This is a genomic window from Anaerovibrio sp. (assembly GCF_051866355.1).
Lineage (GTDB): Bacteria > Bacillota > Negativicutes > Selenomonadales > Selenomonadaceae > Anaerovibrio.
In genome coordinates, this window is sequence record NZ_JBJDWZ010000003.1 from 6,720 (window position 1) to 30,116 (window position 23,397).

Genomic DNA, 23,397 nt, shown 5'->3' on the forward strand with positions numbered 1-23,397 from the left:
TGGATGTTAGTAACGCGAGGCACGACTAGGGTTTTCGTGGGTATTGCCATACAAACGGTATACGTTCTGCCATGCAACTGGCATAAATTCAGCAGGTGCAATGATGTAGTGACTGGAAAGGTGGAGAATAAGCTATGGAACAGGAAAAATACACTCAGAGAGTTTTGAATACACTGCAGAGGGCCCAGCAGAATGCGGCTCTGCATTATCATCAGGAAATCAGCAGCCTGCATGTGCTTCTGGCACTGGTGCAGGAGCCGGAGGGGCTTCTTGAAACTATTTTTCAGGAGGCAGGGGCTGATTTGGGCATGCTCCAGCAGCGGCTGGAGCAGCAGCTGAGAAAAATCCCCAGCGTAAAGGGCCAGGACAGGCTCACCATGAGCGTGGAGCTGGGCCGCGTCATGGCAAAGTCCGAGCAGCTGGCCAAGTCCATGCAGGATGAATACATTAGCACCGAGCATCTCCTGCTGGCGATTGCAGAGGATGGCGGTGACGAGGTGCGCAGCATCTGCCGTGATTTCGGCCTGAGCAAGAACGGCATCATGGGTTCCATCAGGAAGAACCGCAAGCAGAATGTCAATTCAGCCAATCCGGAGGATGGCTACAAGGCACTGGAAAAATTCGGCAGGGATTTGACGCAGGTGGCGCGTCAGGGCAAGCTGGACCCTGTTATCGGCAGGGACGATGAAATCCGCAGGACCATTGAGATTCTGTCCCGCCGCACCAAGAACAATCCGGTGCTGATTGGTGAGCCGGGTGTCGGCAAGACTGCCATCGTGGAGGGACTGGCGCGGCGCATCGTGGCAGGCGACGTGCCTGAGTCGCTGAAAAACAAGACCTTGTTCTCGCTGGATATGGGAGCGCTGGTGGCCGGTGCCAAGTACCGGGGCGAGTTTGAGGAAAGACTGAAATCAGTGCTCAACGAAATCGTCAAGTCTGATGGGCAGATTCTGCTGTTTATTGACGAGGTGCATACCGTAGTGGGAGCCGGTGCCACTGACGGCGCCATGGATGCGGGCAATCTGCTGAAGCCGATGATGGCAAGGGGCGAACTGCGCTGCATCGGTGCCACTACCCTGAACGAGTACAGGAAGTACATTGAGAAGGACAGCGCTCTTGAGCGGCGCTTCCAGCCTGTCATGGTTGGCGAGCCTTCCGTGGAGGATACTATTTCCATCCTCCGCGGCCTGAAGGAGCGCTATGAGGTGCATCACGGCGTCCGCATCCGGGATGCGGCGCTGGTGTCGGCGGCGGTGCTGTCTGACCGCTATATCTCCGACAGGTTCCTGCCGGACAAGGCTATCGACCTGGTGGATGAGGCAGCGGCCAAGCTCCGCACGGAAATTGAGTCCATGCCGGGGCCTCTCGATGAGGTGCGCCGCAAGATTCTCCAGCTGGAGATTGAGGAGCAGGCCCTGCAGAAGGAAAATGACGCGGCAGGGCAGGAAAAGCTGGCAGGCATCCGGAAGGAAAAGGAAGAGCTTTTGAAGCAGCAGCAGGAACTGCAGAACCGGTGGGAGGCCGAGAAGCAGTCCATTCTCCGCGTCCGCGGCATCAAGAAGGAAATGGATGCCGTCCGCAGTCAGATGGAAAGCGCGGAGAGGGATTATGACCTGAATAAATTGTCCGAGCTGAAATACGGCAGGCTGCCGGAACTGCAGAAGCAGCTGGAAGCAGAGGAGGCCGCCATTGCGGAAAAATCTGCGGATAACCAGCTCTTGAAGGAAGAAGTTGGCGAGGAGGATATTGCCAGGGTAATCAGCCGCTGGACGGGTATCCCTGTGACCAAGATGCTCACCGGCGAGCGTGAAAAGCTGCTGCATCTGGAGGATGTACTGCATGAGCGCGTGGTGGGACAGGATGAGGCTGTCAGGGTGGTCAGCGAGGCCATCCTCCGCGCCCGTGCCGGCATCAAGGCGCCGGAGCGGCCGATTGGCTCCTTTATCTTCCTGGGGCCTACCGGCGTGGGCAAGACCGAGCTGGCCAAGACGCTGGCGGAGGCCCTCTTTGACGATGAGCGCAGCATGATACGCATCGACATGAGCGAGTACATGGAGAAGCATTCCGTGGCAAGGCTGATTGGTGCGCCTCCGGGCTATGTGGGCTACGATGAGGGTGGCCAGCTGACCGAGGCTGTGCGCCGCCGTCCATACAGCGTAATCCTGCTGGATGAGATTGAGAAGGCCCATCGTGACGTGTTCAACGTACTGCTGCAGATTCTGGACGATGGCAGGCTCACCGATGGCAAGGGAAGAGTTGTCAACTTTAAGAATACCGTTATCATCATGACCTCCAATCTTGGCTCCCATGAGATTCTCAGCAAGGATTACGGCGAGGCGGAGAGCACTGTCAGGGAGATATTGAAGGAATATTTCCGCCCTGAGTTCCTGAACCGTGTGGATGATATTGTGGTGTTCAGGGGTCTGGCCAAGGAGCAGGTAAAGAATATTGCCGCCCTGCTTCTGGGACAGCTGAACGAGCGGCTTGAAAAGCAGATTAAGCTGCATCTGGCCTGGGATGATGCGGCGCTGCAGCTTCTGGCCGATCAGGGCTTTGACGCCGATTTTGGCGCCCGTCCGCTGCGCCGCCTGCTGAGCCATACCGTAGAGACAGAGCTCAGCAAATCCATCATCCGCGGTGATGTCAGCGAGGGCGATACGGTGGCTATGAGCGTGGAAAACGGAAAACTGCATTTTGCAAAGAAATGAGCCGGGCACTTGAATTTTGTGTGAATATTTGCTATACTTTTAATCACGCAAATGAATACGCGAAATGCTTTGATGGGGAGTAGTAGTGTCAGTGAGCCTTTCAGAGAGCTGCCGGATGGTGTGAGGCAGCGGGCAGGCTGATGTGAACTGGCCCCGGAGCAGCCCGTTGAAATCCTGCCGGAGATTCCGGCGGTATGGTAGGCGGTGCCGGGAACTGGCCGTTACAGCAGGAGGATATGTATGTATCCGTAATGAGTGCGCACGTATCTCGTGCGAATATGAGTGGTACCACGGAGTTTTCAGGCTTCGTCTCTGTTAGAGGAGACGGAGCCTTTTTATATGCCCCGTCTCCGGAGAAGTTGTATTGGGTTCGCCTGCGGCAGTGATTGGTGGCGCGGGCAGGTAAAAAAAGGAGAGATTAGTGATGGAAAATGTCAAGAAGTATCATGAAGGCTATTTTATGCCGCCGACCATAGATTTGAGCTGGGCCTACAAGCAGCATCCGGACAAGGCGCCTACCTGGTGCTCCGTGGATCTGCGGGATGGCAATCAGGCCCTGATTATTCCTATGAGCCTGGATGAGAAGATTGAGTTTTTCAAGATGCTGGTGCAGGTGGGCTTCAAGGAGATTGAGGTAGGCTTTCCTGCTGCTTCAGAAACGGAGTATATGTTCCTGCGCCGTCTGGTGGAGGAGGACCTGATTCCTGATGATGTTACGGTGCAGGTGCTCACCCAGGCCAGGGAGCACATCATCAAAAAGACCTTTGAGGCTCTTGAGGGCGTAAAGAATGCCATCGTCCATGTGTACAATTCCACCTCCCTGGCCCAGCGTCAGCAGGTGTTCCGCAAGAACAAGGAGGAAATCAAGCAGATAGCCATTGACGGTGCAAAGCTCCTGAAACAGCTTACCGAGGAAGCCGGGGCAAATTACCGCTTTGAGTATTCGCCGGAGAGCTTCACCGGCACCGAGCCTGAATATGCCCTTGAGGTGTGCAACGCGGTGCTGGATGTATGGCAGCCGACCCCTGACCGCAAGGCCATCATCAACATCCCTGTAACGGTGGAGATGTCCATGCCGCACATTTATGCAATGCAGGTGGCCTATATTTCCAACAACCTGAAATATCGTGATGCTGTGGAGCTGTCCCTGCATCCGCATAACGACCGTGGCTGTGGCGTGGCCGATTCCGAGCTGGGCATTCTGGCAGGTGCGGACCGCATCGAGGGAACCCTTTTCGGCAACGGCGAGCGCACCGGCAACGCAGATATTGTCACCATTGCCATGAATATGTATGTGCTGGGCGTGGATCCGGGACTGGATTTCAGCAATCTGCCTGACCTGGTTGACCTGTACGAGAAGGTTACCCGCATGCGCGTCCATGAGCGTCAGCCTTATGCCGGTGCACTGGTTTTTGCGGCCTTCTCCGGTTCCCATCAGGATGCCATCGCCAAGGGCATGAAGTGGCGTGAGGAGCAGGACCCTGACCATTGGACAGTGCCGTATCTGCCGATTGACCCGCACGACGTCGGCCGTGAGTATGAGGCAGATGTTATCCGCATCAACAGCCAGTCCGGCAAGGGCGGCGTGGCATATATCATGGAGCAGAAATACGGTATTTCCATGCCGAAGAAGATGCGCGAGGATTTCGGCTACTGCGTGAAGGGCGTGTCCGACCACAAGCACAAGGAGCTTCTGGGGGACGAAATCTATCAGATATTCCAGGATCAGTACGTGAATGTAACAGAGCCGTACAAGCTGATTGATTTCAGCCTGAAAAAAGAGGTGGACGGCACCCGCACCGGCTATGTGGAGCTGGAAATCAACGGCAAGCCGACCGTGTTCAAGGCAAAGGGCAACGGGCGTCTGGATGCCATCAGCAACGCCATTCAGGAAAATACCGACGTGCGCTACAGCAATCTCACCTACAGCGAGCATGCACTGGAGATAGGCTCTACCTCCCGTGCTATGGCCTACATCGGTGTTACTGCCGCAGACGGGACCATCACCTGGGGCGCCGGCATGGATACGGATGTCATGTCTGCTTCCGTTATGGCATTGTTCAGCGCCATCAACCGCATGTACAAAAAATAAGCTGATTCTTCAGGGGACGCCGCGTCGTATGGAATGACTGCGCAAATGCGGTGTCCCTGCTTTTATTTTCTTGACTTTGCCCGCAATAATTCGTAAAATAGAATGGTATGGTTGTGTTCAATCACAGCCGCTAAATGATAATTGACGCCATGATTGGCAATAAAATTTAGAAGGGGAGGTGTGTTATTATCATTGAGATTATACTTGCAGCAGTTGCCGCGCTTATAATTGGCGGTGCCGGTGGCTACATGATGCGCAAGCAGGCGGCCGAAAAGCAGATTGGTTCCGCCGAGGAGGAAGCAAGGCGCATTGTCAGGGCCGCAGAGTCCAAGGGCGAGGCTGCAAAAAAGGAAAAGCTGTTAGAAGCAAAGGAAGACGTGCATCGTCTTCGTCAGGAATTAGATCGTGAGACCCGTGAACGCCGTAATGAACTGCAGCGTCAGGAACGCCGTCTGGTATCCAAGGAGGAGAACCTTGACCGCAAGCTGGACTCCATGGAGAAAAAGGAGGAAGCTATTGCCGCCAAGGAGGCCAAGCTGGAGAAGAGCCAGGCAGCCATCAATGAGCTGCACGAAAAGCAGAAAACCGAGCTGGAGCGTATTTCCAGCCTGACTACGGAGGAAGCAAAGACCATGCTTCTGGCCGAGGTCGAGGAGGAGCTGCAGCACGAAAAGGCCATGATGATCAAGGAGTATGAGCAGCAGACCAAGGACGAGGCCGAGAAGAAGGCGAGGAATATTATTTCCATGGCCATTCAGCGCTGTGCTGCCGATCATGTAGCAGAAACCACGGTTTCCGTGGTGGCCCTGCCGAATGATGAGATGAAGGGGCGCATTATCGGCCGCGAAGGACGCAACATCCGCGCACTGGAAACCATGACAGGCATTGACCTGATCATAGATGATACCCCGGAGGCAGTTATTTTGTCCGGCTTTGATCCGGTTCGCCGTGAGGTGGCCCGCATTGCGCTGGAGAAGCTGATTGCCGATGGCCGTATCCATCCGACCAGCATTGAGGACATGGTGAAGAAGGCGCGCCGGGAGGTTGACCAGCGCATCAAGGAAGCCGGTGAACAGGCTACCTTTGATACCGGTGTGCATGGCCTGCATCCGGAGCTGGTGAAGCTGCTGGGACGCCTGCGCTATCGCACCAGCTATGGGCAGAACGTGCTGAACCATTCCGTGGAGGTTTCCCATCTGGCAGGCATGATGGCCGCCGAGCTGGGGGTTGACGTGATGCTGGCCAAGCGTGCCGGGCTGATTCACGATATCGGCAAGTCCATTGACAATGAGGTGGAGGGCACCCATGTGACCATTGGCGCCGATGTGGCCAAGAAGTACCGTGAGTCCAAGGATGTCATCAACGCTATCATGGCGCACCACGGCGACGTGGAGCCGAATACGGTGGAGGCTGTGCTGGTGGCTGCGGCAGATGCTGTGTCTGCTGCCCGTCCGGGAGCCCGCCGCGAGAGCCTGGAGGCTTATCTGAAGCGTCTTACCCGTCTGGAGGAGATTGCCGAGGGCTTCAACGGCGTTGAGCGCTGCTTTGCAATCCAGGCCGGGCGCGAGATTCGCGTCATGGTCAAGCCTGACAAGGTGGACGATGCAGGGGCCATCACCCTGGCTCATGATATTGTCAAGAAGATTGAGGCCGAGCTGGAATATCCGGGCCAGATTAAGGCCACTATTATTCGTGAAACGCGCGTAGTTGATTACGCAAAATAATTGTTGACAAATGAGAGGGGCTGTTGTCGTGGGATGGCAGCCCCTTTTCTTTAAATGGTAATCTTCGTCAGAGTGAGCAAAGGAGGAAGATTATGCGCAAGAACAAAACAGGTGCTACTCCTAGTGAAGCATCGATGGATGGGATTCAGCTGGTGGCTTCACTCCTGATGTGTTTTCCGGAGATGGGCAAGGTGACACTGGATTCCAAGGATGAAGGAGTATGGCTGGACTTTACATTGAAGGGCGTTCCGGGGGAGGAACGCATGCGGGCGGCCGATAAGCTGATTACCGACAGCCTGCGGTTTTATCATGAAATAGAGGGCATCAGCGGTGCAAAGCTGGCTTTTTATTATGAGAAGCGCGCCCTGCATATTTTTCGCGACATCGGCAGCCTGTCCAGAGCGGAAATCGGCATCCTTGTCACCCTGATAAAGGATAATTTTGGCGATTTGCTTCTGACCGATGCCTTTAGCGATGTAGATGAGGATGTACTGTACAATCAGTCAGAAATGATTGACCATAGAATACGTTTCCTGCGTGAGAATCACATCCGTGAGAACATGGTGGGAATCCGTGAGGAAGGCAGGGTTATGGTCTATTAGGCCATAGGAGGAAAATGGTTTGAAGATTTTAATTGTAGGCGATGTGGTAGGGCGCACAGGCCGCAGGGCCTTTGAACGCTATACCAGGACGCTGAAGCAGGAAAAGGGCGTTGACCTGGTTATCGTCAACGGCGAGAATTCCGCCGGTGGCAGGGGCATCAGCCGCAAGTCACTGGATGAGCTGTACCGGGGCGGGGCGGATATAGTCACCTCCGGCAACCATATCTGGGACAACAGGGAGGTGTACGGCTTTATTGATGAAGAGCCGTATCTGGTGCGTCCGGCCAATTATCCGGAGGGGGCACCGGGACGCGGCTGGTGCATCTACCCTTTCAGAACGGCCAACGTGGCGGTCATCAATCTTTCGGGGCGTGCCTTTATGCCGGATATGGACTGTCCTTTTCAGAAAATAGAGGATATTCTGTCGGAGATTGGCACGCAGGCGGATATTTTTATCCTCGACCTGCATGCCGAAGCCACCTCGGAAAAGATGGCCATGGGCTTTTATCTGGATGGCCGGGTGCAGGCCGTAGTGGGAACCCACACCCATATACAGACGGCGGACGCCAGAATACTGCCGGGGGGAACCGCCTATATTACGGATCTTGGCATGGTGGGGCCGTGGAATTCGGTGCTGGGCGTCAAGCCGGAGATTATCATCAAGAAATTTACCTCCTGCATGCCGGCGCGGTTTGAGCTGGCCGAGGGGCCTGCCGTGTACTCTGCCCTGCTGGTGGAGATTGACGGCGCTTCAGGCAGGGCTGTCAATGTCGAGCGCATTCTGATTAATGAATGAGGCGGATATTTTAATAAGGCAGGTATTTTAGCAAAAAAAGCAGGATTTTTTCAATTCGGGGAGAATATATACCGTATATACTTGTTTGATTGAGTATGATAATTGGTGCTTGTTAATGAGGTATAACTGATGTCAAGCGATTTACACATGCATACCAGCTGTTCTGACGGCCTGCTTGCTCCGGAGGAGCTGGTGGAGGCCGCCAGGGAGGCAGGGCTCAGCTACATTGCTATTACTGACCACGATACGGTTGCCGGACTTTGCCATCTCTATGAGCATGGGCTTTATCCGCAGCCGGGAATCAGGATTATTCCGGGCATCGAGCTGAGTGCGCATCATGAAGTAAGTGAGATTCACATTCTTGGGTACAATATCGATATATATAACAAGGAACTGGCAGACAGGCTGAATGATGTGGTCGAGGCCCGCTGGACGCGTTTTTCTACCATGGTGGAGAAGCTGCAGGGGCTGGGTTATGATATAAGTGAGACTGATGTGCTGGAGATTGCTGACGGCAGTACGTCCATCAGCCGTTCACATATAGCCCAGACGATGGTCAGGAAGGGGTATTTTCCAACTATCAAGGAAACCTTTGCCCAGCTTCTGGAAAAGGGAAAGCCGGCCTATGTTTCCCACTACCGGCTGGAGCCGGAAGAGATTATAGACCTGATAAAGAACAGCGGCGGTACGCCGGTGCTGGCCCATCCCAAGCTGATTTACAATGACGAGCTGGTGGAAGAGCTGCTGAAAAAGGGCATCGAGGGCATTGAGGCGCTTTATCCGCGCCATACAAAGGAGGATACGGAGCGGTATCTGGCCATGGCAGATAAATATCATCTGCTGGTGACGGGCGGCTCTGATTTCCATGGCATTCCCGGCCGTATGCCGAAGTTTGTTGGAGAGTTTACCGTAGCAGATGAGTATGCGGCGGAGCTGTATCGTGAGCCGGCGCTGTGATGGCGTCGGGATGCGGCTTTGAGCGCAGCCTGTTCTATGGAGAGTTTGGAGGGAACTATGGAGGTTATTGCTTTAGTAGGGCCCAGCGGCACCGGAAAAAGTCATCGTGCCCTTTTGGTTGCCCATAACAATCAGGCTGATGCCATCATTGATGACGGCCTGCTGATAAAAAATGGCAAGATTATTGCGGGCAAGTCCGCCAAGCGGGAGCAGAACAAGGTACTGGCGGTCAAGCGTGCCATCTTTGTGCTGCCGGGACATGCGGAGGAGGTTTGCAGGGCCATCGAGGAAACAAAGCCGGTGCGGATTCTGATTTTGGGCACTTCAGAAAACATGGCAAGCAAGATTGCCAAGGCCCTGAAGCTGCCGGAGATTTCCCGCTTTGTGCACATAGAGGATATCGCTACCCAGTCCGAGATGGACAAGGCGCGTTTTCACAGGCTGAGAGAGGGAAAGCACATCATCCCTGTGCCGACGATTGAGCTGAAACCGCATTTTTCCGGTTATCTGGTGGATCCGATAAATTCCCTGCTGAAAAAGAGGCGCGAGGATGGCCGGCGCCGCCATCTGGGGGAAAAATCCATCGTGCGGCCTGTGTTCAGCTACTATGGCAAGCTGATTATTGATGACTGGGCCATCAAGGCCATCGTCCGCAAGCTTCTGGTGGATGGCGACAATGTCACCAAGGTGGCTGATGTACGGGTGGAGCATGTCTACAAGGGCGATGGCGAGGTGGGCTTTGAGTCTGCCGGCATTATTGTGGGCTGTGACGTGGTAATCAGCTACGGGAAGCACATCCCTACCCTGGTGCAGAAGCTGCAGAATCAGGTGCGCAAGGATGTGGAGTACATGACCGGCATGGTGGTGAAGAAGGTCAATATCACCATCAAGGCGCTTTTCGTGCAGCCGAAAAAATTCTAAGGCCGGTGTGCATGAAAAGGGTGTGGCATATGCCACACCCTTTCTATAGAAATAAAGAAGAAAACTAAAAAAGCCGCTCCCGCAGGAACGGCTGAAAGCTCAATGGCAGGGGTAGCTGGACTCGAACCAACGCATGCTGGATTCAGAATCCAGTGCCTTACCAACTTGGCGATACCCCTGTATTAATTTCGTGTCGATTAACTCACAACGAATAGTATTATACTGATTGGTGGCAGATTTGTCAAGAAAATATTTGATGAATATTTTTATTTCCGAAAAAATACCGGCGGGATAATTTGGCAGGCTGGTGCAATTTTGTCATCCTTCGTGTATAATATATGTGCATATATCATGACAGATTGGGGGACTTATTTATGAAATATGAATTTACGAAAGACTATCATACCGGCATAGAGTTCATCGATGAGGAGCATGCGAAGCTCTTTGAGATTGCGAATCGTGCCTATGAGCTGCTGACGAACCAGTTTGTGGCAGACAAGTATGATGCCATTGTGGATGTTCTGGAGGAGCTGAGGGACTATACGAAATATCATTTCAATCATGAAGAGGAATACATGAAGAGCATAAATTATCCGAAGCGCTTCAGCCAGCTGCATCAGCATACGCAGTTCATCAACAAGCTGGATTCCTACAACCTGAAGGAAATAGACACCAACCAGCAGGCGGGACTGCTGGAGATACTTGATTTCCTGGCCATGTGGCTGCAGGGGCATATCAAGGGTATGGACAAGAAGATTGGCGAGGCAGGCAGGTAACGCTGGCTGCAAAGCGCAAAAGGCGGTACCGGCATGGCTCCGAGAGAGCTTTGGCGGTGCCGTTTTTTGTTTTGCCCTGCTTTACTTTTGACGGTGTGTGTGGTAGTATTGCAGATGATGGACGGTATTCTTTTCAGAAACTGTACTATGTTTTTCCTGATACGGCAGCACATCACCATTTTGAGAGGTGATGTTTATGAGAGTTGGTTTTATCGGTGCCGGCAAGGTGGGTTTTACCCTGGGCAAGTATTTTTGCCAGCACCAGGTTGAGGTTACAGGCTATTACAGCCACAGCATTCAGTCGGCCGGCGAGGCGGCCGGCTTTACGGCAACGAACATTTACGCAGATGCGGGTGATTTGCTGGCGGAGAGCGATGTGCTGTTTTTTACTGTGCCTGATGATGCGATTGTGTCCTGCTATGAGGCTTTGCGTCAGGAGGCCGGAGGGATTCAGGGAAAGATTTTTTGTCATGCCAGCGGGGCTATGACGGCAGAGGCTGCCTTTCCGGGTATTGAGGCAGCAGGAGCCTTTGGATATTCTGTTCATCCGCTTTTTGCTATAAGCGACAAATTGCATGCTTATAGTGAATTGACGGATGTTTTTTTTACCCTTGAGGGCTCGGTGGCGCGCAGGTCCTTGATGCTGGAATGGCTGAGGGGGACGGGGCTGAATGTTCAGCTGATTGAGGCCGGCTGCAAGGCCAGGTATCATGCGGCGGCGGCCATTGTCAGCAACCAGGTGGTGGCTCTTTTTGAGGAAGGGCAGCGCATGCTGGAGGAATGCGGCTTTGCGCCGGAGACGGCCGGCAGGGCCCTGAGGCCGATTTTTCTCGGCAATGCCCGGCATGTGGCTGAAAGAGGCCCCGTGCAGGCACTGACCGGCCCTGTACAGCGCGGCGATACCGGCACGCTGGCAAAGCATCTTGACGCGCTAAATGACAGCGATGACAGGCTTCTGTACATCCTGCTGTCAAGGCGGCTGCTCAGAATTGCAGGGGAGAAAAATCCCGGCTACGACGATACCTCCATCAAGGCGTTTTTGGAAGAGGAATACAGAAAATGTATTGAAGCTGCTGCGGCGGAGGGCTGCAGGGCTGGCAGAAAGGAAGAAGCGAAATGAAAAACACGGCAGCTACTTTTTTGGCAATGAAGCAGAAGGGCGAGAAGATTTCCATGCTGACCTGCTACGACTATTCCACAGCCAGGCTGGAGGAAGAAGCCGGCATCAACGGCATTCTGGTGGGGGATTCACTTGGCAACGTGATGCTGGGACTGCCGGATACCATTTCTGTCACCATGGAGGATATGATTACCTTCGGCAGAGCGGTGGCCCGTGCCTGCAATAACACCATGGTGGTCATTGACATGCCTTTCATGTCCTATCAGGTTTCTGTCGAGCAGGCGGTGATGAACGCAGGCAGGCTGATGAAGGAAGGCCGTGCCAATGCCGTCAAGCTGGAGGGCGGTGCGGCAGTCTGCCCGCAGATAAAGGCGATTACTGATGCAGGCATTCCGGTGATGGCCCATCTGGGGCTTACGCCGCAGTCGGTGAATGCCCTGGGGGGGCACCGGGTGCAGGGCAAGAGCGAGGAAGGCGCCAAAAAGCTGCTGGAGGATGCCCTGGCCATTCAGGAGGCAGGGGCTTTTGCCGTGGTGCTGGAATGCATACCGGCAAAGCTGGCAGAGCTAATCAGCTCCCGGTTGGTGATTCCGACCATCGGCATAGGGGCAGGCGCCGGCTGTGACGGCCAGATTCTGGTATATCAGGACATGCTGGGGCTTTTCAGCGGCTTCAAGCCGAAGTTCGTCAAGCATTTTGCGGAGCTGGGGGAGCAGATGAAGGCGGCCTTCCGGGCCTATGATGAGGAAGTAAAGGCAGGCACATATCCGGCGGCGGAGCATACCTTTAGTATGGATGATGATGTGCTGCAGCGCCTGTACTGAAATTAGCGGAAAATTTTTATTCAATTCTTAGATAAAATATGATAGAATAGAAAAGAATCTGTTTTTTGAGGTTTTTGTATGCGCATTATTACGGGCACGGCAAAAGGCTGTAATCTGAAAACTCCAAAGGGAATGAATACCAGGCCTACATCCGACAGGGTGAAGGAATCGCTTTTCAGTATCCTGGGCAGCGATGTGGGCGGCAGTGTGCTTGACCTTTTTGCCGGTACCGGGGCCCTGGGGCTGGAAGCCTTGAGCCGCGGAGCTGACAGCTGCGTTTTTGTCGACCAGGCCACGGCTGATATAATCCGTTTTAATGCAGAGCGCACGCACCTGTCTGACAGATGCACGGTTCTCGGCGGGGATGTGTTTTCCCAGCTGAAGCGCCTTGACGGGCAGGGGCGGAGGTTTGATATGGTTTTTTGTGACCCGCCCTATCATCACGGGCTGGCTCACAGGGTGTTGGAATATCTGGAAAACAGCGGGCTTCTGGCGCCGGATGCGCTGGTGATTGTGGAGTACGGCGGAGATGAGGAGGAGCTTCCTCCCACTGTCCGCCTGCGCCCGGTGAAGGATCAGCGCTATGGCAGGACGACCAGGATTGGTTTTTATCACCTGCCGCCGTCAGAGGACAGGGAGGATGCGTGATGAGAAGAGCGATTTGCCCGGGCAGCTTTGACCCTGTCACTTTGGGCCATGTGGATATTTTTCAAAGGGCGGCAGGTATCTTTGATGAGCTGTACATAGGTGTTTTTAACAATATACGCAAGACGCCCCTGCTGTCTGTGGAGGAGCGGATGGCGCTCCTGCGCCGTTCAGTGGCGGATATGTCCAATGTAAAGGTGGTTTCCTTTGACGGGCTGCTGGCGGACTATATGCTGGCAAACGATATAAAGGTCATCGTGCGCGGCCTGCGCTCGGTGACGGATTTTGAATATGAGCAGGGACAGGCGCAGATTATCCGGGCCATGCACCCGGAGCTGGATACCTTGTTTCTGCTGGGCAGGCCTGAGTACAACAGCTATAGTTCCTCGGTGGTGAGGGAGATTATCCGCTTTCACGGAAACTACGGGGGACTGGTGCCTGATGTGGTGGCTGAGTATCTGGCCGGCAAGGCTTCCGGTGAGAAAAATCCTGTGTGACTGGGTCATGCAGTTCAGTTTTGGAATAAAAGGTGGGAATTGCAATGAATGGCGACGCAATGTTGAAAATTGATGCAGTATTGGAAGAGATTGAGAGCTACGTGGCAGGTGCCAGCCGCATGCCGCTTTTTGACAGGGTAATGGTAAAGGATGACGAGCTGTTCCACCTGATGGACAAGCTGCGTCAGGAGCTGCCGCGGGAGGTCAATGATGCCATGGAGGTGTGCCGCCGCCGCGATGAGATTATCGGTGCGGCACAGGCAGAATCCGAGCAGATTCTTGCCAAGGCCAGCAAGGAAGCCGAGGAGATTGTGGAAAAGGCCAAGCGGTTCGCCCAGAAGACCGTGGATGAGAGTGCGCTGGTACAGCAGGCAAATGAGCAGGCTAAGGCCATCATGGAGGATACCTCTGCCAAGGCGAAGGAGCTGAAGGACAGCACCGAGGCCCAGGCCAAGCAGCTCAGGGAGGATACCGAGAAATATGTAGGCCAGCTGAGAGCCGATGCGGAGCATTATGCTGACCAGGTGTTTGACCATGTGCTGGCCAATATGACTGCCGCCATGGAGGCCGTGCAGAACAATGTGGGCGGCGCCATGCAGGCCATGCAGCAGGCCAAGGAGCAGATTCACGCGGCCAACAGCCGTAAGTGACGGATGCTGTAGAGTAGTAAATTCTGAAAAGGTTAATATTGGCTGATTTTATAGCGATGTATGCGGCCGTCTGCAAGGATTTTGCAGGCGGTTTTTGTTATGCGCTAAAATTTTGCTTGCGTAATGTCAAAATGTCAAATATAATATAGTAAAGGTCAAATTGTCAATTAGTTTTTAGGAATAAGGTGTTAGTATGAGCAGCAATATCGCAGATTTGATAGAGGACTATATTCTGACACGTCTGGCAGAGCAGCAGACCGGTCAGGTGGAGCTGAGGCGCACGGACATAGCCGATGAGATATCCTGCGCTCCTTCCCAGATAAGCTATGTGCTGAATACCCGCTTTACCCATGACAAGGGCTTTTCCGTGGAGTCGCGCCGGGGGCTGGGCGGCTTCATCCGGGTGGTGCGGGTACCCTTGAAGAATATCATTTATCAGGAAATGCTGGACAAGCTGGATGCGGATACGGATTTTATGGAAATCAAGGCGATGCTTCATTACCTGATTCAGCATCAGATGATTTCCACGAGGGAGTGCTCGCTCCTGCTGCAGACGGTGAAGTCAGCCTATGAGAATATGCCGCCGGAGCCGCGGCTGAAGCTGGTGAGGGCGCTGTTTAACACGCTGGCGGAGCTTTCGTGATGGGGGGCGGTCAATTGAAGGGACGCGGTAATATCGGGCCGGGAGGCGGCAGGAGCGGACCGCCGGCGGGACATGGCTGGCTGGACGCCGCGCTGAATTTCCTGCTGAGTTTTGGCGTTGCCGTCGTGTGGCTGGGACGCTGGACGATAAGGCTGGCCTCCGGGCTTTGGCAGAGGTGGAAAAGATAAGATGGCAAAGAAAAAAACCATGTACGTATGCCAGAATTGTGGCTATGATACGGCAAAGTGGCTGGGAAAATGCCCGGGCTGCGGCCAGTGGAACACCATGGTGGAGGAAGTGGTGCGGGAGGAAAAAAATCAGTCCCGCGGCCTCAGCCTGGGGCTGTCCGAAAGCAGCAGGCCGTGCCCCATCAGCCAGGTGACGGTGGAGGATCTGCCACGCATGACCACCGGCTCACAGGAGCTGGACAGGGTGCTGGGCGGAGGGATTATTCCCGGCTCCCTGGTGCTGATAGTGGGGGATCCCGGCATAGGCAAGTCAAGCCTGACCCTGAAAGTGTGCGCCAACGAGGCCGCCGTGGGCAAAAGGGTGCTGTATGTCACCGGTGAGGAAAGCGTGCGGCAGGTGCGCATGCGGGCTGACAGGCTGGAAGCGGTTCAGGAGGGGCTTCTGGTGGTCAGCGAAACAAATCTTGAGAACATTGAGCGGCATGTGGAGCAGCTGCAGCCGGAGCTTCTGGTGGTGGACTCCATTCAGACGGTTTTCCGGCCTGACGTGCAGAGCGCGCCGGGCAGTGTCAGCCAGGTCAGGGAGTGTGCCGTGGAAATCCTGCGGGTGGCAAAGACCAACGGCATTGCGGCCTTTGTGGTGGGGCATGTGACCAAGGACGGCACACTGGCCGGACCGCGGGTGCTGGAGCATATCGTGGATACCGTGCTTTATTTTGAGGGCAGCAGCAGCTCGGAGTACAGGCTGCTCCGGGCGGTGAAGAACCGCTTCGGCAGCACCAATGAAATCGGCCTGTTTGAAATGCGTGAAACAGGCCTGATTGATGTGCCTGATGCGTCCAGGCTGTTTTTGTCGGAAAGAACGGAGGAGGCGGGCAGCATCATTGTTCCGACGGTGGAGGGGACGCGCCCCCTGCTGGTGGAGGTACAGGCACTGGTGGCCCAGACCCCTTATGTGCCGCCCCGCCGCACCTCGGATTCGGTGGATATAAAGCGCATCCAGCTTCTGCTGGCGGTGCTGGAAAAGCGTGTGCACCTGGCCATAGGCGCCTGTGATGTATTCGTCAAGGTGGCGGGAGGCATCCGCATTGATGAGCCGGCGGCGGATCTGGGCATCTGCGTGGCCATGGCCTCCAGCTTTGCCAACCGCCGCCTGCGCCCCCACACCATCGTGTTTGGCGAGGTGGGGCTCTCCGGCGAGGTGCGGGCGGTCAGCCAGGCCGAGGGGCGGCTGCGGGAGGCCGCCCGGCTGGGCTTTACCAGCGCGGTGCTTCCCAGGAAGAACTATGACCAGCTGAAGGGCGAGAAGGTGGCAGAAGGGATTGCCCTGTACGGGGCCGCGGACCTGACAGAGGCCCTCCGATACGCCATGCCGCGGGAATAAAATTTTATCAGGCCGCCGTCATATAATCTGTATTGACAGGTAATTGCATGTATGGTAAAATTACTTCTTTTCTTGTGAATTAATTTGTGATATAATTGCTATGTGCGATTGATTCATCAGAGGGGGTGTGATTTTGTTACAGGTTGGTGACCAGGTGGTTTACCCGATGCATGGTGCCGGGGAGATTGCCGGTGTTGAGGAATGTGAGATCATGGGGCAGGTGAAGCAGTATTTTATCCTGCAGCTGCCTGTTGGTGATATCAGAATCATGATTCCGACGGACAATGCCGATGGTATCGGCCTGAGGCAGATTTCGCCGCCGGAAAAGATTGAGCAGGTGTCCGAGGTTCTTCTGGAGGAACCGGAGAGGCCGCTGGGGAGCTGGAACAAGCGGTTTCACAATAACCTGAACCGTTTAAAGACGGGTGATATTTTGGAGGTTGCGGCAGTTATACGCAACCTGATTCTTCAGGATAAGCGCAAGAGGATATCCGGCGGCGAGAAAAGGCTGCTGGAGCTGGCCAGGCAGATATTTGTCAGTGAGATTTCCTTTGCCCTGGGGCTGTCTACGGAGGGCGCCGAGGCGTGGATGATGGATAGATTGGATAGGAACCATAGGTGATTCCCGGATTCTCCCTGCCATGAGGCAGCCTATCAAGCAGTTTACAGCCTGTTGTCGCAACAGGCTGTTTTTATGTCGGGGAAGGACTGGGAGTTTTATCCTAAAGGGTTTGGCAATGCTCTCTTCAAGCATACAGATGAATTTCATCTTTTTGCTATATATTATGGTGTCGAAAGGAGGTGAGTGATGATGCTGGTTAAGGTTATACGTTTTTTTGTTACTGCATTGCTGGCGGTAATCGGCGGTGTGATAGTGCATCTGGCCAGTCCGGTGCTTACGGAGCTTATCAGCACGGAGGTGCTGAAAACATCCATGGGCATTTACAAGCTGACCATAGCCAATGTTATCCTGATAGCGTTGGGCATGGCGGTCGGTGCGGCCGTAGGCTATCTTATTTCGCCCTTTGTGGCCAGTACGCTGCAGAGATTTTCCGTCTGGGTGGAAGGACAGCTCAGCAAGATGCCTCTGCAGGATGTAATTGCCGGTGTTGCCGGTTTGGCTATTGGACTTATAATTGCGAATTTATTGGGCGGTGCATTCTCGAATATACCGGTGGTAGGTGACTATATACCGGTGGTGTTCAGCATCGTTTTCGGTTATCTTGGCATTCATATTGTCGTGCGCAAGCAGAAGGAGATTGGCGAGCTTTTGAGCCGGATGCTTAAGCTGAAAAAGAAGCCTAAAGGGCAGGCTTCGGAGCTTGTGTCCGGGGATGGCTCCCTGCCTGGGGCTGGCGGCGGGCAGCCGGAGGGCGCCCTTGGGCAGTCCGGGGCGGCCAGCCATGTCAGCTCTGTGGGCTGCAAGCTGCTGGATACCAGTGTGATTATTGACGGGCGCATTGCGGACATCTGCAGGACAGGCTTTATTGATGGCAAGCTCCTGATACCGGTGTTTGTACTGGAGGAGCTGCAGCATATTGCTGATTCGGCCGATGCCTTGAAGCGTGTGCGCGGTCGCCGGGGACTGGATATTCTCCAGAGAATCCGGACGGAAAGCGGCATGCAGGTTGAGATTATCAACCACGATTTTGACGATATTACAGAGGTTGATTCCAAGCTGGTGCGCCTGGGTCAGCAGCTTGGCGGCAAGATTATTACCAATGATTACAATCTCAACAAGGTTTCCGAGCTGCAGGGCGTGCCTGTGCTGAACATCAATGATTTGTCAAATGCTGTGAAGCCTGTGGTTATCCCTGGCGAGAGCATGCACGTGACAATTGTCAAGGAAGGCAAGGAGCATGGGCAGGGCGTGGCATATCTTGATGATGGCACGATGATTGTGGTGGAGAATGGGCGCTACCATCTGAACGAGGCGATTCAGGTGGAGGTGACGTCTGCACTGCAGACATCGGCCGGGCGCATGATTTTTGCCAAGCCGGTGACGGCGTAGGGGCTGTGCCTATAGGTAAGTGGATAGGGGCTGTGGAGAGCCTGCGGGCTTTTCCGGCCCCTAGTGTTGTTTTATGTGATGTGAGTATTGCGGGGTGTGAAGGTGGTAACGGCAATTTTTCCGGCGGCAGGCAAGGGAAAGCGCATGGGCGCCGGTATGAACAAGGTCTTTATGGAGCTGGACGGGGTGCCTGTGCTGGTACGCACGCTACAGAGGTTTTCAAGATGTGAGGCGGTTGACAATCTGGTGGTTGTGGCCGCCGGTGATGAGCTGGAGCTGGTCAGGGGCATGCTGGGCGGCGTGGCCGGGCTGAAGCCGTGGCAGGCTGTCGCCGGTGGCTCCGAGCGGCAGTATTCCGTCTGGAACGGCATTCAGGCGGTGGAGAACGCAGAGGACGGGGATATTATTCTGGTGCATGATGCGGCAAGGCCATTTGTGTCTGACAGAACCATCCGGGCAACGATTGATATGGCCAGGGAAAAGGGTGCGGCCATTGCGGCTGTGCCGGCCAAAAATACCATCAAGCGCTGCAACAGTGACAGGGAGGTTGTAGAAACCCCGGACCGCAGCCTGCTGTGGGAGGTTCAGACGCCCCAGGGGTTCAGGCGCGACATCCTCATCAGGGCCAACCGGCAGGCGGTGGCAGACGGCTTTCTGGGGACAGATGATGCCGGCCTCGTCGAGAGGCTGGGGGAGAAGGTCTGCATTGTTGAAAGCGATTATCGGAACATCAAGCTGACAACGCCGGAGGACATGGTGATAGGCAGGGCCTTTCTGGCAGAGGATAGAGAAAAGGGGGAGATAGGATGAGCAGGTTTGGCATGGGATATGATGTCCATCAGCTGACAGAGGGCCGCAAGCTGATTATTGGCGGCGTGGAGATTCCTTTTGAAAAAGGGCTTCTGGGCCACTCGGATGCGGATGTGCTTCTGCATGCGATTTCTGATGCCCTTCTGGGCGCCGCGGCGCTGGGGGACATCGGCAAGCATTTTCCTGATACAGATGAGCGTTACAAAGGAGCGGACAGCTTGAGGCTTCTGGAGGAAGTGGGCAGGCTGCTGGCGGAAAAGGGCTATGCCGTCGGCAACGTGGATGCCACCATCGTGGCACAGCGGCCAAAAATGGCACCCCACATTCCGGCCATGCGGGAGAATATAGCAAGGGTGCTCAAGGTGAGCGTTGACCAGATAAATGTCAAGGCTACCACGGAGGAACACCTCGGCTTCACCGGTAATGGGCAGGGAATTTCCTCTTATGCCGTGGCAGGGATTGAGTGATGCGAAGCTCAGTTTTCCATGGTGGTGCAGGCTGACCTGAAACAGCAGGCTATCCCCTTGTATACGCGGATAATAATTAAATATGATTATGTGGCATAGCGGCCGGCGGAGTTTTCTGCCGGCTGCTATTTTTTTGTTTCGTATAATGGTGTATAATGGAAAGGTGTTTTTGTATTGTATTGCAGGAGAGTGTATAAAAGTGGATTTACATGGGTTGAATGAAGAGCAGGTCATAGCCAGCAGGGCAAGGTACGGCAATAACAGCCTGACGCAGATTATGCCGGATGCTCTGTGGAAAAAGCTTCTGCAGGGGTTTCGTGACCCTATGATTATGATTCTGCTGGTGGCCCTTTTGATTCAGGCGGTGCTGTATCTTCTGGGGCAGGCGGAGTGGTATGAGGCGGCCGGTGTGCTGGTGGCCATCCTGCTGGCCAACGGAGTGGCCGCTGTAAGCGAGAGCCAGCAGGAGGGCAAGGCTGTTTCCCTGCGGGAAGATGAGGCGGCCAAGGATATTACGAAGGTGCTGCGGAGCGGCGGCCTGCAGGAAATTCCCGTCAATGACGTGGTTGTGGGCGATATTGTCTTTTTGCAGGCCGGGGACCGCCTGCCGGCTGATGGCGAAATAGTCAGAGGCAGGGTAAAGCTGGATCAGTCGGTGCTGAACGGCGAAACGGAGGAAATTACCAAAAGGCCTGCGGAGGGCGGGGCGCCTGCAACCTATGACAGGCTGGATCTGCTGAATCCGCATTATGTGTATCGCGGTACGGTGGTATGCAGTGGCGAGACATATATGGAGGTAAAGGTCGTAGGTGACGGCACCATGTTCGGCCAGCTGGCGCTGGAGGCGCAGGAAAATACCAGAAAAACGCCGTTGCAGGTCAAGCTGGGCAGGCTGGCACAGCAGATTTCCTCCTTTGGCTATGCAGGCGCGGTGGCGATTGTGCTGGGCATCCTGCTGAAAACCTTTGTGCTGGGTGAGCTGCCTGACGGGTTATTTCAGTGGATACGCCTGATTATGGATGCGGTGACCGTGGCCGTGACGGTTATTGTCTGTGCCGTGCCGGAGGGTCTGCCGATGCTCACCTCCATGCTGCTGTCGGCCCAGAGCCTGAAAATGGAAAAGGATAACGTTCTGGTAAAGAAGATTAATGGCATGGAAACCTCCGGCAGCCTGAGCATTCTGTTCAGCGACAAGACGGGGACGATTACGGAGGGAAAGCTGTCCGTGGTGGAGCTGGCTACCGGTGATGGCAGCGTTATCTACCGCTCCTGTGAGGGAGCGGAGGCCGGTACTGATGCCTGTGATATAAGGTTGCCTGATTTCAGGGAATCCTGTAGTGAGGCATATCTTGAAGGCCTTGTGCTGGGACTGGGGCTGAATAACAGCTCGCAGTACAGCGGCGGGGCGGTAATCGGGGGCAATAGTACAGACCGTGCCATTATGAGCTTTTTGGTGCAGATGGAGCTGGCTGGCGGCATTGATAAAAGCCTGGCGGCTGGTTACAGATATTTCAACTCCCATGATAAATATGCGGCTGTCGAGCTGCAGGAGGGAGGTCTGACCTATGTCAAGGGGGCGCCGGAGGTATTATTGCATCACTGCCATAGCTACTATGATGGCAAGGGGCAGGCGCATCCTTTGAATACACTGAACAGACTGCAGGTCTATGCCAATGGGCAGGCTCAGCGCTCCATGCGCCTGCTGGCCGTGGCGGCAGGCAGGACTGCGCACAACGAGGCTGGCGAGCTGGTAATGCCGGAGGAGCTTACACTGGTGGGAATCATCAGCATCCGGGACAATCTCCGTCAGGAGGCCGTGGGAGCCATTGAGGAGGTGCAGAAGGCCGGTATTCAGGTGGTCATGGTGACCGGGGACAAGCGGGAAACTGCCATGGCTATCGCAAGGGAAGCGGGGCTTTTGAGGGATGAAGGTGAAATAGTCCTTACCTCGGCGGATATGAACTGCCTTAGCGATGATGAGCTGAAGGAAAGACTGCCATCCCTGCGGGTGGTGGCAAGGGCGTTGCCTACCGACAAGAGCCGTCTGGTGCGTCTGGCGCAGGAGCTGGATTATGTGGTAGGCATGACCGGTGACGGCGTCAATGATTCACCTGCCCTGAAAAAAGCCGATGTGGGCTTTGCCATGGGCAGTGGCACGGAGGTTGCCAAGGAGGCAGGTGATATCACCATTCTGGATGACAGGTTTTCCTCCATAGAAAAGGCAATTCTGTACGGGCGCTCCATGTTCAAGAGCATCAGGAAATTCCTGATTTTCCAGCTGACTGTCAATGTGGCGGCGGTGCTCATCTGCTTTATCGGGCCTCTGCTGGGGGAAAACGTGGTTCTGACGGTGATTCAGCTGCTGCTGGTCAATCTGGCCATGGATACGCTGGCGGCGATTGCCTTTGGCGGCGAACCGGCCCTGAGGGAATACATGCAGGAAAAGCCGGTGCCAAGGCGTGAGAATATCGTTACGAAGAAAATGCTGGGGCAGGTAGCGGTCTGCTCGCTGTATATAACGGCCATCTGCCTGTGTGTCCTGTTCCTGCCGGCGGTGCGCCAGTTCTTCGGGGATGTGGATATCACCTACATGAAGTCAGCGGTCTTTGCCACCTTTATGATGGCCATCGCCTTTAACGGCTTCAATGCCAGGACGGAAAGCATCAATGTTTTTCGCCATATTGGCAGGAACAAGACCTTTCTGCTGATTACGCTGATTATTTTCTGCGGGCAGTTCCTTTTTGTGGAGCTGGGCGGAGAGGTGCTGAGCGTGGAGCCCCTGAGCTTGAAAACATGGCTTGCCTGCGGGCTTCTGGCGGCTCTGGTAATTCCTGTGGACATGGCAAGAAAGCTGTTCTACATGTAGTTTTCAGCATATACAGCTACAATAAAGCCATTGTGTCTGGTATGTTGTGATGTGAAAGGATTGAGAAATGGAAATTTTTAGCATGGAATTTGTGGGAGCGCTGATGTCCATCGTACTTCTGGATCTGGTGCTGGCGGGGGATAATGCGGTAGTCATTGCCATGGCATCCCACAGACTGCCGGAGGAATTGCGGAAGAAGGCTGTCTGGATTGGCACGCTGGGCGCTGTGGTGGTTCGTACCCTTATGACGCTGCTGGCGGTGTATATACTGACTATTCCGTATCTGCAGGCGCTGGGCGGCCTGCTGCTGATTCCCATCGGCATCAAGCTTCTGAAGCCGTCAGGACATGAGGAGCATGTGGAGGCCGCTGATTCCTTCGGTGGAGCGGTCAGGGCGATTATTGTAGCTGATGCGGCCATGGGGATTGACAATGTGCTGGCAGTGGCCGGGGCGGCCTCCGGCAGCTTTTTGCTGGTTATGATAGGCCTGATTATCAGCATTCCCATTGTGGTGGGGAGCAGTCAGCTGATTGGCAAGCTGCTGGACAAGTGGCCGGTGCTTATTTATCTCGGCTCCGGTATTCTGGGCTGGACGGCCGGCAGCATGCTGTGCCATGACCAGAGGCTTGGCGTGGTGCTGACGGAGCTTCTGGGCAGTCACGCGTCCTATATTATGTCCGCGGTGCTGGCATTGTTTGTTTGCGGCGTAGGGTATT

The 23,397-nt window shown here is 54.7% G+C and carries 22 protein-coding genes, 1 tRNA gene and 1 other annotated feature; of the genes, 22 read left to right on the top strand and 1 reads right to left on the bottom strand.

What is annotated here, in order from left to right:
- The first annotated feature begins 134 nt into the window (after nucleotides 1-134).
- The 7 genes from clpB to ACI3UA_RS00095 all read left to right on the top strand — a co-directional run bounded on the left by clpB (nucleotide 135) and on the right by ACI3UA_RS00095 (nucleotide 9,800).
- On the top strand, nucleotides 135-2,708 hold the full coding sequence (clpB, locus tag ACI3UA_RS00065) for an ATP-dependent chaperone ClpB (protein ID WP_439722787.1): 2,574 nt from the start codon (nucleotides 135-137) through the stop codon (nucleotides 2,706-2,708).
- Nucleotides 2,709-2,768: 60 nt separating this feature from the next.
- Nucleotides 2,769-3,025 (top strand) — a binding site (T-box leader).
- A 107-nt stretch (nucleotides 3,026-3,132) separates the two neighbouring features.
- On the top strand, nucleotides 3,133-4,800 hold the full coding sequence (locus ACI3UA_RS00070) for a 2-isopropylmalate synthase (RefSeq protein ID WP_439722788.1): 1,668 nt from the start codon (nucleotides 3,133-3,135) through the stop codon (nucleotides 4,798-4,800).
- Between the two features lie 185 nt (nucleotides 4,801-4,985).
- Nucleotides 4,986-6,524, top strand: coding sequence for a ribonuclease Y (gene rny, locus ACI3UA_RS00075; protein ID WP_439722808.1), 1,539 nt, complete (start codon nucleotides 4,986-4,988; stop codon nucleotides 6,522-6,524).
- Nucleotides 6,525-6,616: 92 nt separating this feature from the next.
- Nucleotides 6,617-7,126 carry a hypothetical protein gene (locus ACI3UA_RS00080; protein WP_439722789.1) on the top strand — a complete coding sequence of 170 codons (510 nt, stop codon included), beginning with the start codon at nucleotides 6,617-6,619 and terminating at the stop codon, nucleotides 7,124-7,126.
- Between the two features lie 19 nt (nucleotides 7,127-7,145).
- Nucleotides 7,146-7,922, top strand: coding sequence for a TIGR00282 family metallophosphoesterase (locus ACI3UA_RS00085; protein ID WP_439722790.1), 777 nt, complete (start codon nucleotides 7,146-7,148; stop codon nucleotides 7,920-7,922).
- 129 nt (nucleotides 7,923-8,051) lie between these two features.
- Nucleotides 8,052-8,879, top strand: coding sequence for a PHP domain-containing protein (locus tag ACI3UA_RS00090; RefSeq protein WP_439722791.1), 828 nt, complete (start codon nucleotides 8,052-8,054; stop codon nucleotides 8,877-8,879).
- 57 nt (nucleotides 8,880-8,936) lie between these two features.
- A complete protein-coding gene (locus ACI3UA_RS00095) occupies nucleotides 8,937-9,800 on the top strand; it encodes an Asp23/Gls24 family envelope stress response protein (protein ID WP_439722792.1) in 864 nt (287 codons plus the stop codon).
- A gap of 103 nt (nucleotides 9,801-9,903) precedes the next feature.
- Here the strand turns inward: ACI3UA_RS00095 and ACI3UA_RS00100 are convergent.
- Nucleotides 9,904-9,979: transfer RNA gene (locus ACI3UA_RS00100), tRNA-Gln, on the bottom strand.
- Nucleotides 9,980-10,174: 195 nt separating this feature from the next.
- On the opposite strand from ACI3UA_RS00100, the gene ACI3UA_RS00105 reads away from it, so the two are divergent.
- The 15 genes from ACI3UA_RS00105 to ACI3UA_RS00175 form a co-directional block, all read left to right on the top strand.
- Nucleotides 10,175-10,576 carry a bacteriohemerythrin gene (locus ACI3UA_RS00105; RefSeq protein WP_439722793.1) on the top strand — a complete coding sequence of 134 codons (402 nt, stop codon included), beginning with the start codon at nucleotides 10,175-10,177 and terminating at the stop codon, nucleotides 10,574-10,576.
- Between the two features lie 196 nt (nucleotides 10,577-10,772).
- A complete protein-coding gene (locus ACI3UA_RS00110; protein WP_439722794.1) occupies nucleotides 10,773-11,696 on the top strand; it encodes a Rossmann-like and DUF2520 domain-containing protein in 924 nt (307 codons plus the stop codon).
- Nucleotides 11,693-12,520, top strand: coding sequence for a 3-methyl-2-oxobutanoate hydroxymethyltransferase (gene panB / locus ACI3UA_RS00115; protein ID WP_439722795.1), 828 nt, complete (start codon nucleotides 11,693-11,695; stop codon nucleotides 12,518-12,520). Before ACI3UA_RS00110 ends, panB begins: the two co-directional genes overlap by 4 nt.
- Nucleotides 12,521-12,598: 78 nt before the next feature.
- Nucleotides 12,599-13,168 (top strand): 16S rRNA (guanine(966)-N(2))-methyltransferase RsmD, encoded by a 570-nt coding sequence (rsmD, locus tag ACI3UA_RS00120; RefSeq protein ID WP_439722796.1) that lies wholly within the window; start codon nucleotides 12,599-12,601, stop codon nucleotides 13,166-13,168.
- Entirely contained in the window at nucleotides 13,168-13,662 is a 495-nt protein-coding gene (gene coaD / locus ACI3UA_RS00125) for a pantetheine-phosphate adenylyltransferase (protein WP_439722797.1), read from the top strand. Before rsmD ends, coaD begins: the two co-directional genes overlap by 1 nt.
- Nucleotides 13,663-13,706: 44 nt before the next feature.
- On the top strand, nucleotides 13,707-14,312 hold the full coding sequence (locus tag ACI3UA_RS00130; protein ID WP_439722798.1) for a hypothetical protein: 606 nt from the start codon (nucleotides 13,707-13,709) through the stop codon (nucleotides 14,310-14,312).
- Nucleotides 14,313-14,505: 193 nt separating this feature from the next.
- The gene (locus ACI3UA_RS00135) at nucleotides 14,506-14,955 is read left to right on the top strand and encodes a CtsR family transcriptional regulator (RefSeq protein ID WP_439722799.1); all 450 of its coding nucleotides are present in this window, start codon (nucleotides 14,506-14,508) and stop codon (nucleotides 14,953-14,955) included.
- Nucleotides 14,956-14,969: 14 nt separating this feature from the next.
- Nucleotides 14,970-15,143, top strand: a complete 174-nt coding sequence (locus ACI3UA_RS00140; protein WP_439722800.1) for a hypothetical protein — start codon at nucleotides 14,970-14,972, stop codon at nucleotides 15,141-15,143.
- A gap of 1 nt (nucleotide 15,144) precedes the next feature.
- Nucleotides 15,145-16,527, top strand: coding sequence for a DNA repair protein RadA (gene radA, locus ACI3UA_RS00145; RefSeq protein WP_439722801.1), 1,383 nt, complete (start codon nucleotides 15,145-15,147; stop codon nucleotides 16,525-16,527).
- A 127-nt stretch (nucleotides 16,528-16,654) separates the two neighbouring features.
- On the top strand, nucleotides 16,655-17,149 hold the full coding sequence (locus ACI3UA_RS00150; protein WP_439722802.1) for a CarD family transcriptional regulator: 495 nt from the start codon (nucleotides 16,655-16,657) through the stop codon (nucleotides 17,147-17,149).
- Between the two features lie 189 nt (nucleotides 17,150-17,338).
- Nucleotides 17,339-18,538, top strand: coding sequence for a PIN/TRAM domain-containing protein (locus ACI3UA_RS00155; RefSeq protein ID WP_439722803.1), 1,200 nt, complete (start codon nucleotides 17,339-17,341; stop codon nucleotides 18,536-18,538).
- A 102-nt stretch (nucleotides 18,539-18,640) separates the two neighbouring features.
- Entirely contained in the window at nucleotides 18,641-19,348 is a 708-nt protein-coding gene (gene ispD / locus ACI3UA_RS00160; RefSeq protein WP_439722804.1) for a 2-C-methyl-D-erythritol 4-phosphate cytidylyltransferase, read from the top strand.
- The gene (gene ispF, locus ACI3UA_RS00165) at nucleotides 19,345-19,815 is read left to right on the top strand and encodes a 2-C-methyl-D-erythritol 2,4-cyclodiphosphate synthase (protein WP_439722805.1); all 471 of its coding nucleotides are present in this window, start codon (nucleotides 19,345-19,347) and stop codon (nucleotides 19,813-19,815) included. The genes ispD and ispF overlap by 4 nt, the downstream gene beginning before the upstream one ends.
- 199 nt (nucleotides 19,816-20,014) lie before the next feature.
- Nucleotides 20,015-22,681: a cation-translocating P-type ATPase gene (locus ACI3UA_RS00170; RefSeq protein ID WP_439722806.1), complete on the top strand. Its 2,667-nt coding sequence runs from the start codon at nucleotides 20,015-20,017 to the stop codon at nucleotides 22,679-22,681.
- Nucleotides 22,682-22,748: 67 nt separating this feature from the next.
- The coding region (locus ACI3UA_RS00175) for a TerC family protein (RefSeq protein WP_439722807.1) at nucleotides 22,749-23,397 on the top strand (649 nt) is incomplete at its 3' end.

Coding starts and splice junctions, on each gene's coding strand:
- clpB (WP_439722787.1), top strand. CDS start 135: ATGGAACAGGAAAAATACACTCAGAGAGTTTTGAATACACTGCAGAGG.
- ACI3UA_RS00070 (WP_439722788.1), top strand. CDS start 3,133: ATGGAAAATGTCAAGAAGTATCATGAAGGCTATTTTATGCCGCCGACC.
- ACI3UA_RS00080 (WP_439722789.1), top strand. CDS start 6,617: ATGCGCAAGAACAAAACAGGTGCTACTCCTAGTGAAGCATCGATGGAT.
- ACI3UA_RS00090 (WP_439722791.1), top strand. CDS start 8,052: ATGTCAAGCGATTTACACATGCATACCAGCTGTTCTGACGGCCTGCTT.
- ACI3UA_RS00095 (WP_439722792.1), top strand. CDS start 8,937: ATGGAGGTTATTGCTTTAGTAGGGCCCAGCGGCACCGGAAAAAGTCAT.
- ACI3UA_RS00105 (WP_439722793.1), top strand. CDS start 10,175: ATGAAATATGAATTTACGAAAGACTATCATACCGGCATAGAGTTCATC.
- ACI3UA_RS00110 (WP_439722794.1), top strand. CDS start 10,773: ATGAGAGTTGGTTTTATCGGTGCCGGCAAGGTGGGTTTTACCCTGGGC.
- panB (WP_439722795.1), top strand. CDS start 11,693: ATGAAAAACACGGCAGCTACTTTTTTGGCAATGAAGCAGAAGGGCGAG.
- rsmD (WP_439722796.1), top strand. CDS start 12,599: ATGCGCATTATTACGGGCACGGCAAAAGGCTGTAATCTGAAAACTCCA.
- coaD (WP_439722797.1), top strand. CDS start 13,168: ATGAGAAGAGCGATTTGCCCGGGCAGCTTTGACCCTGTCACTTTGGGC.
- ACI3UA_RS00130 (WP_439722798.1), top strand. CDS start 13,707: ATGAATGGCGACGCAATGTTGAAAATTGATGCAGTATTGGAAGAGATT.
- ACI3UA_RS00135 (WP_439722799.1), top strand. CDS start 14,506: ATGAGCAGCAATATCGCAGATTTGATAGAGGACTATATTCTGACACGT.
- radA (WP_439722801.1), top strand. CDS start 15,145: ATGGCAAAGAAAAAAACCATGTACGTATGCCAGAATTGTGGCTATGAT.
- ACI3UA_RS00155 (WP_439722803.1), top strand. CDS start 17,339: ATGCTGGTTAAGGTTATACGTTTTTTTGTTACTGCATTGCTGGCGGTA.
- ispF (WP_439722805.1), top strand. CDS start 19,345: ATGAGCAGGTTTGGCATGGGATATGATGTCCATCAGCTGACAGAGGGC.